Source organism: Bifidobacterium sp. ESL0690, from assembly GCF_029392315.1.
GTDB lineage: Bacteria > Actinomycetota > Actinomycetes > Actinomycetales > Bifidobacteriaceae > Bifidobacterium.
Genome location: NZ_CP113939.1, coordinates 2443096 through 2461629 on the forward strand (window position 1 = coordinate 2443096; position 18534 = coordinate 2461629).

Below are 18534 nucleotides of genomic sequence, written 5' to 3' on the forward strand. Positions count from 1 at the left end.
CATGAACACTACAACCATCAATACAAAGCACATCAATCACTCCACTGCCAGCGAGACTGCAAGCCGAAGCGAGTACCCCGGCACCGGCCGACCTCCGCCACCAAACGAGGCAAAACCAGCCACGCGCTCTGGCAACAGCAGCGGGCGCCCCGGCGTTCTGGGACGCAAACAACGCAATCGCAAACCGAAAGCCCTCAAAGACGAGGGCGGAGAAGGCATCCGCCGCGAAGAAGAACGTTTCGAAGAGAATGTCCCTGACCTCGCCGAACGCGGCATTTCGACAAATACCAGTACGGACTTTGGCAACGTCAGCACAACCGTGATGCCAGCACCCGTAAACCGCACCATGCCGATGCTGATGAGCAACCGCGACCTGCCCGGACCGTTGAGCATGAACCGGCTCGATGATTTCGGCGCGGTGCATCGTTTGGACGATATCAACGCCTATCTCGCCGAATACTCCGACACGCTTTTCGGCCGAGGCATCATCATGACCAAAGTCGTGCCAAGGCCTTCGATCGCCTGCGGACGCAGCGCACTATGGATATGGATGGGCGGCACCTTCCCCGATGCCATCGACATCATTTCGGCCTCGCACTTCCGCTCGATGACCTACGGGCGGCCGATCAAAACCTACGACCGCATCGTCCCTGAAGGGCAAATGAGCTCCATCGCCGGGCTAAAAGTGACCTCTCCGACCAGGACAGCCTGCGACATCGCGCTGATGAGCTCCGCCATCATACCCGACAAACGACGTGCTGAATTGACCTGCGCAATCGTACAGGAATACCATATCGATCCAGCCGAATGCCTGGAGATACTCGAAAAGAACCATTTCTGGCCGAATGTGCCACAGGCTCGCCAGTTCTTCAAAGCCGTTCAGTATTGCTTCTAGAACGTTAGGCAGACGGTACCACGAGGATATATATAACGGCCGGTTTCTTGCGTCCGGTTTGCGTTGTGCCAGAAACTGGCCACTGACAAGTCCTCAATGACCGGTTTCTAGCTTCCGCGTCGGCTTACGTAAGAAACTGGCCACTGGCGATCTCTAAAAGTCCGACCTCTAGCATCGTCTCGCGGATTTGCAAGAAAACAGTTACTGGTAAGCCCAAAATGGCCTGCTTCTGGCATGGGTTGATCAGGATTTCGAAAACCAGTCGCCAGACAATTTTTAATAAACGAAAATCGATAACGCAAAATTCGACAATTAAGCCCACCAATAAAATTAAAACGGTAAGGGGTTATTATGGTGTAATTGCGCTAAGCCCATAAGACGAGCCATATTGCGCGTTGAAAGGACAAATTCGTCATGTCATCACCAGCCAATCAGGGGCAGAACCGCGATTCTGAAGGCTCAGGACAAAACCAGCACGGCGTGCATCCGATTCAAACCGTCAAAAACGTAATACATATCGGAGTGAGTTCGACACAAGCCGGTTCCGAGAAGGCCGGTTCGTCAACTGCGACCGAATCCGACGAACCGAAAATGCAGAAAATCCACGTCCGCCGCCAGTTCCTACGCACCAAAGACGTCACCGTCGTCGAGGAAAAGACGCTGAAGCAGGCCATCGCGGGCACCGTGGTTGGCAACTTCATGGAATGGTACGATTTCGGCATTTACGGCTATCTCGCGGTGACGATGGCGAGCGTCTTCACCAGCGGACTGCCGAAAAGTATGAGCCTGATCGTGATGCTGCTCGGCTTTGCCGTGAGCTTCTTGGTCCGACCTTTAGGCGGCATCGTTCTGGGCCCGCTCGGAGACCGCGTCGGCCGGCAGAAGGTGCTGTTCCTGACGATGGGCATGATGGTGGTCTCCACCGCGCTTATCGGCATTCTGCCCACCAGCAAGCAAATCGGCGTATGGGCCATCGTCCCGCTTTACGCACTGCAGATGGTGCAGGGCTTCTCGACCGGCGGCGAATACTCCGGCGCGACCACCTACATTTCCGAGTTCTCGCCAGACCGCAAGCGCGGTTTCTACAGCGCCTGGCTTGACATGGGCTCTTACATCGGCTCGGCGTTCGGCGCCGCGATGGTAGCTGCCACAACGCTTATCGCCGAACACGGCTGGGGCGCGAACGCGATGGTCAACGGCGGCTGGCGCATTCCCTACTTGCTGACCATTCCGCTGGGCATCCTCGCGATGGCGCTGCGTACGCATATTCCCGAAACTCCGCAGTTCGCCGCACACCAGCAACGTCAAGAGGAAGAGCAGGAGCATTGGTCGCACGAGGCGCGCGAAGCCGCATGGCGTCAGGAATCGCCTTGGGACCGCCCCGGTACGATGCTCTACGTCATCAAGCGCCACTGGCGCCGCCTGCTGATCGCCGTAGCCATCGTCGCAGCCACCAACACCGCCGGCTACGTGCTCACCAGCTACATGCCGACCTATCTGCGTGAGGAAGTCGGCACCACCCCGACGATGGCCGCCGCCGCAACGGTGCCGGTGCTCATCATCATGGCACTGTGCCTGCCGCTCATCGGCCATCTTTCCGACATCATCGGACGCAAGCCGATCTACGGAATCGCAGTGGTTTCGACGTTCGTGTTGGTCTATCCTGCTTTCCAGCTGCTGCACCACGGCACGTTCTGGTCGATCCAGGGCGCGCTGGCCATGCTCGCAGTGCCTGTAGCTTTCTATGCCGGTGTTTCGGCGAGTACGCTGCCAGCCCTCTTCCCCACCGAGTCGCGCTTCTCCGGCATGGGACTTTCCTATAACTTCGCGGTCTCCCTGTTCGGTGGCACCACGCCGCTGGTCTCGCAGGCACTGATCACCTTCACCGGCAACCACGACGCCCCCGGCTTCTATATCATGTTCTTCGCGATTTTCAGCGGCATCGCCGCCATCGTGATGCGCGAATCTTCCAAGTCGCCGCTGCCCGGCTCCATGCCGACGGTGGGCAGCGAAGAGGAAGCACGCGAACTCGTGCTGACCCAGGAGCAGAACCCGAACCTCGACACCAGCACGATGCCGATGCCGATGATCACGGTGGAAATTCCGGTGGGCCAGACGCTCCCCCAACGTCCGGAAAACATCAAGCCGGTCGTACACAAAGATCCCAAGCCGGATTCTCGGGATACCGGATCCAAGCCGAATAAACCCGATGGCGGACAATCCAACAAGAAATGAAATAAGGGATTATTGCAGAGCCATTAATCCATCAATACATCGATACGAAAAGCCGTTCACTGCGATAAGTACGTAGTGAACGGCTTTTGACGTCCGAACCGTTCAGGCTTCAATCCCAGACCCAAACCAACAACGTGGAGAACCCGGTTGTCGCAGGGTCAGCGCCGAAGCAAGCGATCCTTATTCAGCGACGCCGTCGTAGGCGCCACGCCTCGGCGATGTCGCCGTGGTTCGCGGGATTATGCCCTATCATTGCTCGGCATAAACCCAATCACCGATCGCACACCTCGCTACGGTGCTGGGCATACACCATCTTTTCCCGGCGAATATAGACAGCCGCAGCAAGCACCAGCGCCAAAACCAGGAAAATCCACCAGGGGAACGCCGGACGATTCAGGGCAGATGAGGCCGGTAACGCCTCTTCTCCGCCGCAGACATCATTGCCAGCCAGGTTGACATTGCCGGAAGCCTGCATGATGAATGCTGCGGTATTGGCACGCTTGTCGCCCGACACACAAGGGTTGTGGCGCCGAGGCGCAGCCTGATTACGCTGCTGCGGGACGACCGGAGCGGCGCCCCGAGAAGCGGTTTGCGGCGTAGCTGCCCGCGATGCAACACGAGGAACCGTGACGATAGTCGGCGCGTTGGTTCTGAACACAGGAACGGGCACAGGCACGGCCTGCGTCGGCACAGCCGATGACGTCGACTTGGCATTATTGTTGGCAATTACGCTCTGGCGGCCCTTGGAAGGAGCCTTGGACTTTGCAGGGGTCTTCGAAGTCGTCGGCTTTGTCGAACCTGCAGGCTGGGTAGGCTCGGCAGGCTGAGTCGGCTCAGCTGGCTCACCGGGCTGCCCAGGCTGTGTAGACGGCAACGGAGCTACCGGGGAAGGCTGTTGCGGAATAGACGGGCCGGTGATAGGCGTGATATGACCGGGCCGAGCCGTCCAAATGCCGTAGAGCTTGACCTTCGTATGGTCAGAAGTCAGATTGACCGTATCTCCGGCCTGATAGGTATGACCATCCTTGTCGGTCCAGCCATGGAACACATGGCCGTTGCTGTCATCGTGGTCGACCGTGTATTCGCTGGGAATAGTCAACGCATAGGTCATGTCTGCCACCTTGTTAGGGCCGCTGGTCACTGTCGGGAATGTCTTGGAGAGAGTTCCACCGGAAAGGTTGGTGTCGAACTCAAGCGAATAGATATACTGCTTCTTGGCCCTGACCCGCTTCCACTGAGCGTAGATGGTAGTGTTCGGATTGGTTTCGCTAGACTCTGCGTTTCCGGTAACTTTATCGTTGCCTTCTTCGTCATAGGTCCATCCGGTGAACTCGAAGTCCGAAGTCACATCGGCGCCAGTGCCATCATGAAGCGTGAATATCGTATTCAAATTGGCCGGAATCGCCCAACCAATTGCAGGGGACGCAGAGACAAAGAACGAAGGATTGCCAGTATACGTTTCATCTTGTTTGACGGTAATCCCCGCTTCCGGAGCATGAGCAGCCATGGACAGCTTGTAACGCGTGGACCACTGTGTATAAAGCGTCAATGTCGGCTTGCCACTGCTCAACGTGACGGGATCGCCGATATGGTAATTGATACCGGTTCCGTCAGATTCCGTCGACCAGCAAACGAACTGGTGGAGACCACTGGTGTCGGTGTAGACGTCGTCGTTGCTGAGCGTGAACGTGTGGCTGGTATCGGTCGTCGTGCTGCTGAGCGTGATGGTGTCACCATCGATGACGGCTCCCGGTTTCCCGTTCTTTTCCATCGTCAGTTTGTACTGCACCTGCACCTGCTTGCGCTGCCACTGAGCCGTCAGGTGATTGACACCGGCCTTGAGCGCCAGGGAAACGCCGGTGGCGCCGGCCTGATAGACCATACCGTCGTCGGTCTTCCAACCGGTAAAGTCGTACTGCTCTGCAGTCGGGGCACCTTCAGGGAAATCGAAAGTCAAATCCTTGGTGCCGGTTTTACCGTAATAGACCGAATCCGCGGGGTTGGGCATGCCACTGACCGACCCACTGGGCAGACTACCCGTGTCATAACGCAGGGTATAGGAACGCTCCCACTGGTATTCACCCGCGAACGGCTGGCTGCCTTGCGTACGCGCCGCAAACTGCGCGGAAGCATCGGAATTGGTACGCTCGCCATGCCAATGCGCGTTTCCAGCCGCGTCATGCGTGAGAATCCACTGGCCGCTGTATCCCAATTCCGGGTCGCTCGGCGGCTGGCCGGTAGCCTCATAAGTACTGAAGAAATTCGCATCGATGACGGTATCCGGGCCAAGTATCAGATCACGGATTCCGTGGGTACGCCAAACATCTTGGTTGGAATAGTTGCAAGGCGTATCGAACATACCCTCGCCATCCGTCAGCGAGCGCGTGTTCCATTGGGAAAGATCGAGCTTGGTCAGATTGGTCGATTCAAACATGTACGATGCGCTGGTCAACGCCGAAGAAATGTGCCAGTTGGCGATTTCGGCTCCCCAGGCGGGCTCCTGTTGCACCGACCTGCCGGCATGTGCGAACATATCGCCCGCGTTGCGCAAGTGAGAGACATCCCAACCTCCGATTCCGGGGATGGAAGTCAGATTCCAGTCTTCCATGAACATCTGCTGCATCGTGACGACATGGCTGGGGTTCCAACCTCGCACGTCCACACTCTTCAACGCATTATCGGCTTCGAACAGGGAATCCATTCCATGACCCCCGACGGAATCCACATGGGAAACGTCCCAGCCGTGCAAATCAAGCGACTGCAGAGAATCCATATACGAGAAGACGTCTTGCATATCGTTGACATGGGAGACATCCCAGCCTGACAGATTGCCGACGCCGGTCAAAGAGCGGGCGCCCATAAACATGCTGTCCATACGGCTCAGATTGCTGGTTTTCCATCTCGAAAGATCAAGACTTTGAAGACTTTTAGCATATGCGAACATATGCTCCATGTTCCCGACTTGGGAAACGTTCCAATTGCCGATGTCACCGACCGCGGTAAGTGCCGAATCCACATAGAACATGTAATACATTGAACGCACATGGGACGTATCCCACTTGTGCAAATCAAGCGACTGCAGGTGAGTGGCGCCATCGAACATGCCGCTCATGCCGGTGACCTGGGCAGTATCGACATCGCCGATACCCACGATCTCCGTGAGCAGATTCTGGCTGGGACTGAAATTATCCAACTTGTCATAACCGAAAAGATACGAACTATCCGCAGGCAAATGGGTATCGGCGGGATCGTCGAACACCACCTTGCTGACGTTGGTCAGCACTTCAGACATCAGTCGATAGCCATCATGATCGACATGGTAGTTGGCTTCCAGCGTACCGGCACCTACGTGAAGCGTGTAGGTGGAATCGGAATTGACCTCGCAGGTATAGCTGGCCGTGCCCCACGTACCGCCCGGGCACGTGGCCTGCGGACCGATCACTGGTTGCTGGCTGATCGTGGGCTGCTGACGTTGCACCGGGCCGTTTGCCTGGGCCGCGGGAGCAGCGTCCCTCTTGACCTCGGCATTTGCGGAATCGCTTGGCTTGGCAGCACCCGCATCGCCTTTCTTATCGTTGGCTTGGCTTAGCTTTCCGGTGGACTGTTGCTGCGCGTCATTGGACGAACCGCTATCGCCGGGCCGCTGCCCATTCTGCCCTTGGGCGGCATTCGTACTCTGCACGCTGGTCTGCTCACCGTCAGCCGAGCTGCTACCCGTCGACTGCGCCAACGCAGTGACGGCGGTGCTCAGCATCATTGCCGCAGCAGCCAGAACGCCGACAAGTTTCGTGCTCCTTCTACTCATCTCTCGATACCTTCTTAGTGAGATACGCTGCATCTCTTCGTTTAACGTTTATCGTAATGCAGATTAGAGACAATGCAATATAATGCCTAATAAATCAGTTGATTTTTCTCTGAACGTATGAAAACAATAATCTTGTCGACATTCTTGCCAGCCAAAACTACACATATCTATAATATTTATCTAATACAATCAGGCCGGCCTCGCCTTCTTGATCAGCTTTCGGCGCGGATTTTTGCCAAATTTGCCACTTAACCGAACATCCACCTCAACAATGCGGTAGGTTCGGCGACAAGTTAACAGTATTATTTAAAACGATAAACGTTTACGGAATAAAGAAGCCGTTCACTGCGCGTTACCACGCAATGAACGGCTTCTTGTTATGTAAAATGCCTTGGCCTCAAACCGAACCGAATGGCAAGCAGCTTGGGCGGGTCGATGCGCACTTATTGATTGATAAAACCATCGGCTGCGGGCGCTTATGCGACCAACGTGGAGAACTGGCTGTTGTAGAGGTCGGCGTAGAAGCCGCCTTTCTTCAGCAGCTCGTCGTGGGTGCCGCGTTCGACGATGTCGCCGTGGTTCATCACCAGGATCATGTCCGCATCCTTGATGGTCGAGAGACGGTGCGCGATCACGAAGCTCGTGCGGCCAACCGTCAGGTCATCCATCGCCTTCTGGATCAGCTCCTCGGTACGGGTATCGACCGACGACGTGGCCTCGTCCAAGATCAGAATCGGCGCATCCTGCACCATCGCGCGGGCGATCGTCAGCAACTGGCGCTGGCCCTGCGAAAGCGAGGAATTGTCGTCGAGCACGGTGTCGTAGCCCTGCGGCAGCGAGCGCACGTAATGGTCAAGACCGACGGCTTTGCATGCGTCCTCGATCTGCTGGTCGGTGACACCCTTCTTGCTATACGCGACGTTCTCCTTGACCGTTCCGCGGAAGACCCATGTGTCCTGCAGAACCATAGAGAATTGGTCGTGTACGTTGGCGCGTGGGACCGTCGAGGTATCGATGCCGTCGATGTACATGGCGCCGCCGTCAATATCGTAGAAGCGCATCAAGAGGTTGACCATAGTGGACTTGCCGGCACCGGTCGGGCCGACGATGGCGACCTTCTGGCCGGCCTTCACACTCGCCGAGAAGTCGTGAATGATCGGCTTGCCTGGCTCATAGCCGAAGCTGACGTCCTTGAACTCGACGTCGCCACGCACGCGAACGGGCTTGCCGGTCTTCGGGTCGCGGCCGAGCAGCGCGGGCTTCTTGCTCTCGTCGCTCATCTCGGGCTCCTCGAGGAAGCCGAAGACGCGCTCGGACGCTGCGGCGCAACGCTGGAGGTTCTGGAAGGCCTGGGCGAACTGTGAAAGCGGCTGGGTGAAGAGGCGGACGTACATCATGAAGGCCACGATGACGCCGAACTCGATCTGCCCGTTGATGGCGAGCGCGCCGCCGACGATGCAGACCGCGACGAAGCTCAGGTTGCCGATCATGTTCATCATCGGGCCCATCAGGCCGGAGAGGAACTGGCTCTTCCACGCGGAATCGTAGAGGTCGTTGTTGTACTTCTCGAAGCGACGGATGGAGTCGGCTTCGCCGTTGTAGGCCTTGACGACGATATGGCCGGAGTACATCTCTTCGACGTGGCCGTTGACGTCGCCGAGCGCGATCTGCTGGCGGGCGAAGTATTTCTGCGAATAGTGCATGATGAGCAGCATGACCACGACGCCCAAAACCGAGACCGCAATCGCGCAAAGCGTCATGATGACGTTGTTGTAGAACATCATGATCAGCGAGCCGACGAACAGCGTGATCGACGTAATGAGCATGCCCAGCGACTGGCCCAGGGTCTGGCCGATGGCGTCGACGTCGTTGGTGATGCGCGAAAGCACGTCGCCGTAGCTGGTGTGGTCGAAGTATTTGAGCGGCAGCTTGTTGATCTTGTCGGAGATCGACTTGCGCAGGCTTTGGGCGATGCGCTGGGTGACGGTGGCCATCATCCAGTGCTGCGCGTAGCCGAGGATGGCATAGCCGGCATAGAGACCGACCAGCAGCCATGCGATTCGCGTGACCTCGCCCATATCGACCGCGCCCATCACGGGCTTGCCGTGCACCAGGGCGGGCAGGCCCTTGGCGATGGCGTTGGTCATGTTCTTCAGTTGATCCGGCCCGATGATCTGGCAGATGGTGCCGGCCGCGCCCAAAACGAGCGCGATGATGATGACGGGCAGGTATTTGCGGCAGTAACGCACGAGTTTGAGCATCACTCCGCCGAAATCAGCCGGCTTCTCGACCGGTCCCCTCATTCTTGGCATTTTGGCTACTTTCCTATTGACGTTTTACTTTTATTTCAGTTGCGATTTCATTAGTGCTGGGAAACGGACTCTAAGCGTGGGCTAAAGTCCGTTTACCAGCACAGCGTTGGCAGTGTTGCATGGAAACGGACTCTAAGCCCGAGCTAGGAGCCGTTTACCAGCAGCATCCACACAATCCTGCGGGAAAACGGACTCTGAGCATGCGCCAGATGCCGTTCCCAAGCAGTAGACGCGAGATTATGCGGCCAGCTCGTCGGGACTCAGCTGGGACTCGGCGATCTCCTTGTAGACCTTGCAGGTCTTGAGCAGTTCCTTGTGCGTTCCTTCGCCCACGACCTTGCCGTCGTCAAGCACGACGATGGTGTCGGCGTCCATGATCGTGCCGACGCGCTGGGCGACGATGAGCTTGGTGGACTCGGCGGCGTCTTTCTTGAGGGCGTCGCGCACCGCACGGTCGGTCTTGAAATCGAGCGCGCTGAACGAGTCATCGAAGACCATGATTTCGGGGTGACGGTAGACGGCGCGGGCGATGGAAAGCCGCTGCTTCTGACCGCCGGAGACGTTGGAGCCGCTTTGCGCGATGGGCGCCTCGTACTCGCCGTCCATGCGCTCCACGAACTCGTCGGCCTGCGCGACCTCGCTGGATTCGCGGACATTGGCCATTTGTTCGGGCGTTAGTTCGTCGCGCTTGTCTTCGCCTGCAATCAGCTCCAATTCGCGCTTGCGCCCCTTGGCCGTGGAAGTGTCGGCGACCTCGACGGTCTCGGCGTCGCCGGGCCGGTCGCCATAGCTCACGTTGGAAGCCACGGTGCCCTTGAACATCACCGACTGCTGCGGCACGTAACCGATCTTGTCGCGCAAATCCTTGATGTCGTAGTCCTTGACATTGACGCCGTCGACGAGCACTTCACCCTCGGTCGCGTCGTAGAAGCGCGGCACCAGGTTCACCAGCGAGGATTTGCCGGAACCGGTGGCGCCGATAAACGCGACGGTCTGGCCCTTCTTGGCGGTAAAGTTGATGTCTTTGAGCATCGCCTCGCGGGTGTCGGGGTAGGCAAAGCTGACGTTCTTGAACTCGACGGTTCCGGTCTCGCCGGGCTTGCCTTCTTTGAGCGTTCCGGACTTCACGCTCGGCTCGGTGTCGAGCACTTCCAGCACACGCTGGGCGGAAACGTCGGCACGCGGCCAGAGCACGAAGACCATGCTCAGCAGGAGGAAGGCCATGATGACCTGCATCGCGTAGCTGGAAAAGACGACCATGTTCGAGAAATCGGTAAGCTTGGTGGCCGGCAGCGCCGCGTCCTTGATGAGGTAGGCACCAATCCAGTAGATCGCCAGGCCGAGGCCGTTCATCACACTGGACATGACGGGGTTCATCGCGGCCATCGCGCGGGTGGTGAAGAGCTGGGTATTGGTCAAATCGTCGTTGACACGCGCGAACTTGTTTTCCTGATAATCCTCGGCGTTATAGGCGCGGACGACGCGCAGGCCGGTCAGGTTCTCGCGGGCGACAGCGTTTATGTTGTCGGTCAGGCGCTGCATCGAACGGAACTTCGGCATCACCATGATCATGATGATAATGACGAAAACCAGCATGATCGCGGTGGCGATGGCCGTGGCGACCGTCCATTCGAAGCCCTTGCCGGCAATCTTGAAAATGGCCCAGACGGCCATGATCGGCGCGCGGAAGACGAGCAGCAGGCCCATGGTGATGAACATCTGGATCTGCGTGATGTCGTTGGTGGAGCGGGTGATGAGCGAGGCTGTGGAAAACTTGCTCATTTCGGCAGGCCCGAAGGATTCCACCTTGCGAAACTCAAGCGAGCGCAGACGCTGGCTGAACGAAGCGCCGACGCGGGCCATGAAATAGCCGACGACGATGGCGCAAATCACCGAGCCCAGAGAGACGAGCAGCATCTTGCCGCCCTCTTTCCAGATGTCGATCATCTTGCTGCCCGGCGTCTCGACCAGCGCCGTGACTTTGGACATGTAGTCCGGCAGCTTCAGGTCGAAAAAGACCTGCCCTGCGATGAACGCAAGGCTCAGCAGCAGCTGCCCGATCTCCGTTTTGGAGAGATATTTGCTGATGCGAAGCATGAATCCCCTTCCGTATTGGTTTTGGCCTCGGAGTCGTAATTACCGAGCACCCATAATGATTAACGATGTTAAATATTTTCTTGACTTGAAGTACAATACTCGCGACTTCTGGATGATGCCTGCTTTTCACCCAACGCGTAGGAATCTGCAGAATGAACACGTGGCCGCAAATGCCGATTACCGAAAACCGTACTTACTGCCGGGAAACGGACTCTTACCAACCACCAGATGCCGTTTACCAGCACCAACAGTCCCATCCAACACATTCATACCGGTAAACGGCTTCCTCTTGACCACCAGATGCCGTTTACCAGCATCACCGCACTGGAATCCGTCGGCAAGGCCGGAGCCGGGCATCACCCGTTAGTCTGCGTGGAAGCAGCCTCAGCCTTCTCGTCGCTTTGCTCGCGTTTGGCGGCGAACGCTGCGTTGACCTCTTCGGCCGTAGGCCTTGGAGCGCCAGGCTTGCACACCGACATATAGGTCATGAATTCCTGGGCGAGATCGACGAACTCACGGGTGCGGCGCTCCCCCATCTGCGAGAAAATCCAACGGACAACGGAATCGATGTCATCGCGGTCGCGCTCAGCCTGTTCAGTGCCTTTCGGCGTTAGGGAAACAAGGATATTGCGCCGGTCGTGATCGTCGATTTCTCGCGTGACATAGCCCTTTTTCTCCATCGTGCCGAGCAACGCGGAAATCCTGCCGGAGCTGGCATGCAACGCTTCGGCAAGACGTGAAGGGGTCTGGGTGCCATGCTTAAGCAGATGCCGCAGCACAAACGGCTCGCCCTTGCCTGCGCCCTCGACCTGGTGCCACATGGCCGATTTGTTGCCATGTACGGTATCGCGCAGCGTTTGCAGCGCTTCCTGTTCGAATCCCATGACCATTCCGTTTCTAGAAGATTATTGCGTACATAATGCTAACACCATTAAATAGCTAACACTATCAGTATTTTACCAAATGTGAAGAGTATCATACTTTACATCAGCCAAGGAACCGGTTCTCTGCAGTGCCTGCTTGCCGTTTCTCAACCGCAACACCATACGCACACTGACAGAACCCGCTTCCCGACAAACCCCGATTCGCCGGAGAGACACCCCAAAAGGCAATAAAAAACCACCCGCCGCATCAAGCGACGAGTGGCAGCGCCCGCGCAAATCAAGCGCAAACGCGGAAAGTTTTAGAAAATTTCAATCAGGCCTTGGCGACCGGACGAAGATCAGCGTGATGACGCTTCAGATACTCGCCAACCGCCTCGCGAATGAGTGCAGAAGGACGAACCTCTTCGTCCGCTGCGCCCGAAAGAACCCAATCAGCCAGCTCCGACGTCGCACGAACGCACCAAGTGCGCTCCTGAAGCTGACGAACTCCATGCTGTGCCTTAACTGCCTTAGCCATTTCCTACCTCCGTTTGTTCGTGAAAATCTGCGTTACAGATAGTTTTATTGTATCACTTTCCCGGCAAACGGGAACAGTTTTAGGCCCAATCGAGGGCCAGCTAGCGTTGCACATATTACATTAATGTAATATACTCGGATTCCAATACAATTTTAGGTAATACGGCGTTTCATTTTTCCGATTCAAACCCCACGTTTCACAACGATTTTTACAATTAGGTTCCAATAATAACTATCGGAAAAAGTATTTTTTGCGATACTTTCGCGAACCGAAAAATCATTAAAAACCTTTTAAAAATTTTTCTCGCTCACAGCGAAACCCGCCTGAGAGAGGGTGCGTCGAGGCAATCAAACGTTCCAATCGAAGGTTTTTTAACGGCAACGGTTATGGTTCTTTCAAACCAAAAGCTCGGCTTCTTTCCCGCGGTAACGAATCAGGCTATAGCCACCGAACAGCACCAGCCAGACCAGCCCGGCAATGGCCGAGCCTCGCGTATCCGAGGAAAGGAAAAGCGTCACATAAATGAACACGAAGAAGATTATCGTCAGCGTGTTCGTGAACTTGTAGGCCGGCATCACGAAACCGTCAGCCATGAAATCGGCGGACTGGCGATAGCGCTGGTGGGCGATCATCGTCAGGACGTAGACGAAGATGATCACGGCGCTGGAGGCCGAGGAGAAGAGCACGAAGACGTTGGAGACCTTCGGAATCGCGTTGATGATCGGCGAGAGGAGAATGAAGCAGGCGGAGACCACGATGGCACGCGCCGGTACCTTGCGCTTGGAGACGACACCGAGTTTGCGCAGCGTGGGCGAAGTGGAGACCTCGGCCAGCTGGAAGAGATGACGGCCTGCGGAATAGAGCAAGGAGTTGAGCGCCGAGGACGCGGCGGTGATCACGACGAAGAAGACCAGCGCGGAAGCCCAGTTGAGACCCGCGTACTGGAAGACCATGATGAACGGGGAAGCGAAGGAACCGTCCTTGTTCGGCTTGAACGTGCGCCACGGCACGATGAGCATGATGGCGACAAGCGCGCCTACGTAGAAGATCAGGATTCGCATGATGATCTCGTTAATGGCTTTCGGCAACACCTTGCGCGGGTTCTTGGTCTCGGAGACGGTGACGCCGACGAACTCGATCATCTCGTAGGCGAAGAAGACCATCTGGAAGCTCATCAGAAGCGCCAGCCAGCCGTTCGGGGCCAGCGAAAGGCCCTTAAAGATGTTGTCGAAACCGGCGTGACCAGCGGGGCTGACGTGGTCGAGACCGTGAATATGGACGGCGGGATAGTGATATCCGATAATAACCATCACGATTGCCGTAACGATCAGGCCGACGATCAGGGTGATCTTGATCATCGAGAACCAGAATTCGGTTTCACCGAACGCTTTGACGGCGATGAGGTTGATAATCGCGAGCACCGCAAGGAAACAGACCTCGATGAGCGGCTGCCATTTTTGCAGGTTGAAGCCGAACGTGTCGAAGAAGGTGACGAAATATGTGCCAACCGCAGTGAGTTCCGAGAGGCCCATAAGGATAAGGACGATCCAGTAGGTCCAGCCCGCGAAATGGCCCCAGCCGGAGCCGAGGTAGCGGCCGATGAAGTTGATGAACGTGTGCTGGTTCGGGTCGTAGTACATCAGTTCGCCGATGGCGCGCATCAGAAGGAACATCATCACGCCAACGAGGATATAGACCAGGATGATGCTGGGGCCCGTCAGCGCAATCGACTTGCCGGAGCCGAGGAAAAGGCCGGTGCCGATGGTGCCGCCGATGGCGATGAACTGGACATGCCGGTTGCTCAGGCCGCGCTCGAGCTTATTGGTCGTTTCGCCGGCGCTGCCACCGCGGATGTTTGCCGAGGTATCGGTTGCAGCTTTGGCGTTGGTTTCGGCATTGGTTCTGGCATTCCTGCTTTCATCCATTTGTGTCATAATCTTCCCTTCGCTTCTTGCTGCTTATGCGCGCAATAGTGAATAGAGTACGCCGCGAGAGATGACATCAAGGTTTCGAAGCCCGGTTTTGCGGGGTTTATCACCGGCAAAATGACGATATATGATAAAAAATGACAAAATTAATTGGACGCTTTCACATAAGCAACACGCAATTTCAGGGGTTATCGCTCCCTTTTAGCCGAAATGCAAAAGTTTCGGGCCGCGTCTCATAACGTGGACTATCTCGACGCATAAATGAGAGTTTGTATCACAAAAAGCAAAACTGGCTTGAAACAGGTGGGACGCAGGAACACATTAATACGTAACGCAAAACCAGAACGACGCCACGAATCACCGGAAAGCTTCACCGCATCCTGAACCTATCCGCACAAATATCCGTTTGCACCCTTACACTTTCGAAATGTTGGGGGAATTTTCAAGCGAGCCGCAAATTCCGACCGCCAGTCACGGCCAAAACGGCCCATGAGTTTTATTTCCATCGCAAACATCGCGCCGAAGGACGCGATATGTAATACACGAGCAGGGAATCCCGTGAAAGAGGAGCGCCACATGACCAGCGAGTCGGGCACAGCAAGAAGTAACGCTACGAGCAGTAGAGGCGGCAACGGTTTGAGTATAAGGTATATGCCCAACGCAAGCCACCACCACGCCCCTTTGACGATGACGACATTCCTACTCGCGATGGCGGCCAAAGCATGAGCAGCAACAACGCAAACGCCGCTTCCGGCAACAATACGCAAGCTGGCAAACCACAAAATCAAGGCGGCAACCGAGTTGTCCGCAAGCTCAAAACCCGCCATATCTCGATGATTGCGCTCGGCGGGTGCATCGGCACCGGCCTCTTTATGACCTCCGGCGGCACCATCGCACAGGCCGGACCTGGCGGCGGACTCGTGGCCTACGCGGCCATGGGCATCATGGTCTACTTCCTGATGACCAGCCTCGGCGAGCTCGCCACGAACATGCCGGTCTCCGGCTCGTTCTCGGTGTATAGCTCGAAATACGTCGACCCCGCGCTGGGGTTTGCGATGGGCTGGGACTACTGGCTCAACTGGGCGATTTCCGGCGCCACCGACATCTCGACCGCCGCGCTTTTGATGCAATATTGGTTCCCGAAATCACCGGGTTGGGTATGGAGCCTGACCATGCTCGTGATCATCTTCTGTCTCAACGCCTTCGTGGTCTCCGCGTTCGGCGAGACCGAATTCTGGTTGGCGCTGATCAAAGTGGTCACCATCATCATCTTCATCGTGGTGGGTCTGATGATGATCTGCGGCATCATGTTCCAACCGGCCGTCGGATTCAAGAACTTCACCTATAAAGGAGGGCCGTTCATCGGCGGCCTGCCCGCCATCATGGGCGTCTTCCTCATCGCCGGCTACTCGTTCCAAGGCACGGAAGTCGTAGGCGTTACTGCCGGGGAATCCGAGAACCCAAGCCAGGCGGTGCCGAAGGCCATCAACAACGTCTTCTGGCGTATCGTGCTGTTCTATCTGCTTTCGATTTTCGTGATTGCGGCAATCATTCCGTATACCGACAAGAACCTCCTCGGCGCTTCCGACACCAACATCGCGATGTCGCCGTTCACCATCGTCTTCGAAAAGGCCGGCTTGGCGGGTGCGGCAAGCATCATGAACGCCGTGGTGCTGACCTCGATTTTGTCAGCCGTCAACACGGGAGCCTACGCCTCAAGCCGCATGCTCTACGGCATGGCGAAAGACGGTTACGCGCCGAAATTCCTCGGCACCACCACCAAGCGCGGGGTGCCGCTGGCGGCATTGATTACCACGCTCTGCATCGAGGCGCTGGCGTTCTCGTCGAGCATTTTCGGACCAAAGTTCTATATGTGGCTCGTTACCGCAACCGGCCTGACCGGCTTCATCTCGTGGATGGGCATCGCGCTAAGCCACTTTCGCTTCCGCCGCGCATTCAAGCTGCAGGGCCACAAGCTCTCCGAGTTGAAGTACCACGCGAAACTCTTCCCGCTCGGCCCGATTCTCGCCATCGTAATCTGCCTCGTCGTGATCTGCGGCCAGGATCTCCCCGCCTTCGCTTCCGGCAATGTGGGCGAGCTGCTGATGACCTATTTCAGCGTCATTCTCGTCGCCATCCTCTACTTCGGCTTCAAGTTCACGCACCACACCCACATCGTCAAGCTCAAGGATATGGACGTCTCCTCCGCCCGCCCCGAAGTGCTGAAAGAGAAGCGCGAAAAGAGTGCGGCAAACTCCTAGAAACAACAAAAATCTGCTCCCAAAGATATTCAAACCTTTGGGAGCAGATTTTCAATCACGGTTTTCTATTACAAAAGCCGTTGTTCCATCACTTAATGTTGATGGTTTGCGTAACGTATGTCTCCTCTTTGAAATTAATCCCGGACTCGAGCACCACATTCACAGGCGTTGAGCCGTCGACGAGTTTGTAGGCAACAGTGACTTTCGAACTGGCGTTGGGCGCTACATCAGCGTCGTAGCTATCGAAGCTGTATCCCTCAGTGTTGTCCGGAAGATAGTCCTTTGCGAGATTGACGCCGTTCTGGGAAACCCTATCGTCAACAGCCTTCAGGAAAGAAGTCTTCTCCTTGCCCGTATTCTTATATTGATAGGTAATGATTAGCGTCCAGTTCCCCTCATGATCCTTCGGGCCCCGCTTGGCGGAGGCGATTTTCACTTCGGTATCCGTGAAACTTCCGCTGCCTTTCAGCACCTTCTTTTCCGGGTTCTTGTAGTCTTCCTGCTCTTTCTTCTGCTGATCGTCGCCACGCGGAGTGGCCGAGATGGCGGAAGAATCAGAGAAACTCGTCGTTCCATTGCCGTTGAATGCGTCCATGATGGTATTGAAAGAGGCGATGAACACAATAACCGAAAGGACGGCGGCAATGATGCCGGTAGCAAGACCGCCGATTGACAGACCCTTGCCAGGAAGCCTTCCGGCGTTGATCTTGCGCATGGACATGAAGCCGGTCACGATGGCCGCGATGCCACAGGCGATGCCGACGACGGGAATCCAGAAGAGAACGATGGCGACGATGCCCAGGATCAGCGAGACGATGGCCATACGCGGACGCTGCGGCGCCTGTCCGAACGGCTGCTGCGGCGACATGCCTGCCGGCGGCTGAGACGACGTGCCCATTGGAGGTTGGGATGACGTGCCCATCGGGGGCGCAGAGACAGGAGTGGTCGGCGGCTGAGACGACACCTCCACTGGCTGCTGATACATGGGCCCCATCGGCTGCTGCGCCGGCATGCCGGCTGTTTGCTGCGGTGCCGAATTTACCGGCTGCTGCCACGAGCCCTGCAAATGCTGAGGGGCCGTGCCCGACTGCTGCCACGACGGAGTCTCAGATTGCTGCGATTGTCCGGGATTGAACGGCTGCTGCGACGCCGAACCGTTCGACTGTTCTGAAGCCGAATCTACCTGCTGCCACGCCGAACCCGACGATTGCTGCGACGCCTCGGAATCCGCCGACTGCGGTACTTGCGTCGGGTTTGCGTTCTGCTGTTGTGATTCTGGCTCCGACGAGCGCTGCAGTGCAGAATCCGACTGCTGAAGTACCGAATTTACTGGCTGCTGCCACGGCATGCGCTGCGCTTGCTGCGGGGCCGCGAAATTCGCCGGCTGCTGCGCTTGCGTCGGGTTTGCATTCTGCTGCGTCGGGTTGGCCTGCTGCTGCGGCGCGGAATCCGCCGACTGCTGCCACGGATATACCGGCTGGCCGTTGTATGGCGTATTGGGTTGCGGCGACGTGCCGCCACCATATGGGTTATTATCTTCCTGCATTGTTTTTATATCCTTCCAACAATCTTCCCGGCAGCGGGCCATCCACTCCCTTTA

The 18534-nt window shown here is 56.7% G+C and carries 10 protein-coding genes; 3 read left to right on the forward strand and 7 right to left on the reverse strand.

The window, feature by feature from the left end; all coding sequences use genetic code 11:
• Nucleotide 1: 1 nt before the first annotated feature.
• Both OZX62_RS09475 and OZX62_RS09480 read left to right on the forward strand, forming a co-directional pair.
• A complete protein-coding gene (locus OZX62_RS09475; protein WP_277175934.1) occupies nucleotides 2–895 on the forward strand; it encodes a hypothetical protein in 894 nt (297 codons plus the stop codon).
• Nucleotides 896–1309: 414 nt separating this feature from the next.
• The gene (locus OZX62_RS09480; RefSeq protein WP_277175935.1) at nucleotides 1310–3130 is read left to right on the forward strand and encodes an MFS transporter; all 1821 of its coding nucleotides are present in this window, start codon (nucleotides 1310–1312) and stop codon (nucleotides 3128–3130) included.
• A gap of 271 nt (nucleotides 3131–3401) precedes the next feature.
• Here OZX62_RS09480 and OZX62_RS09485 read toward each other — a convergent pair whose 3' ends face one another.
• From OZX62_RS09485 to OZX62_RS09510, 6 genes are all read right to left on the reverse strand, one after another.
• Complete coding sequence (locus OZX62_RS09485; protein ID WP_277175936.1) at nucleotides 3402–6935, reverse strand: BspA family leucine-rich repeat surface protein; 3534 nt, start codon at nucleotides 6933–6935, stop codon at nucleotides 3402–3404.
• A 476-nt stretch (nucleotides 6936–7411) separates the two neighbouring features.
• Nucleotides 7412–9247, reverse strand: a complete 1836-nt coding sequence (locus OZX62_RS09490; RefSeq protein WP_277175937.1) for an ABC transporter ATP-binding protein — start codon at nucleotides 9245–9247, stop codon at nucleotides 7412–7414.
• A gap of 237 nt (nucleotides 9248–9484) precedes the next feature.
• Nucleotides 9485–11344, reverse strand: a complete 1860-nt coding sequence (locus OZX62_RS09495) for an ABC transporter ATP-binding protein (RefSeq protein WP_277175938.1) — start codon at nucleotides 11342–11344, stop codon at nucleotides 9485–9487.
• 356 nt (nucleotides 11345–11700) lie between these two features.
• Entirely contained in the window at nucleotides 11701–12228 is a 528-nt protein-coding gene (locus OZX62_RS09500) for a transcriptional regulator (protein WP_277175939.1), read from the reverse strand.
• A 313-nt stretch (nucleotides 12229–12541) separates the two neighbouring features.
• Nucleotides 12542–12745 carry a hypothetical protein gene (locus OZX62_RS09505; RefSeq protein ID WP_277142805.1) on the reverse strand — a complete coding sequence of 68 codons (204 nt, stop codon included), beginning with the start codon at nucleotides 12743–12745 and terminating at the stop codon, nucleotides 12542–12544.
• A 395-nt stretch (nucleotides 12746–13140) separates the two neighbouring features.
• A complete protein-coding gene (locus OZX62_RS09510; protein WP_277175940.1) occupies nucleotides 13141–14679 on the reverse strand; it encodes an amino acid permease in 1539 nt (512 codons plus the stop codon).
• A gap of 716 nt (nucleotides 14680–15395) precedes the next feature.
• Between OZX62_RS09510 and OZX62_RS09515 the strand changes: the two genes are divergently transcribed.
• On the forward strand, nucleotides 15396–16934 hold the full coding sequence (locus OZX62_RS09515) for an amino acid permease (protein WP_277175941.1): 1539 nt from the start codon (nucleotides 15396–15398) through the stop codon (nucleotides 16932–16934).
• An 88-nt stretch (nucleotides 16935–17022) separates the two neighbouring features.
• On the opposite strand, the gene OZX62_RS09520 is transcribed toward OZX62_RS09515, so the two are convergent.
• Nucleotides 17023–18480: a DUF5067 domain-containing protein gene (locus OZX62_RS09520; RefSeq protein ID WP_277175942.1), complete on the reverse strand. Its 1458-nt coding sequence runs from the start codon at nucleotides 18478–18480 to the stop codon at nucleotides 17023–17025.
• Nucleotides 18481–18534: the final 54 nt, after the last annotated feature.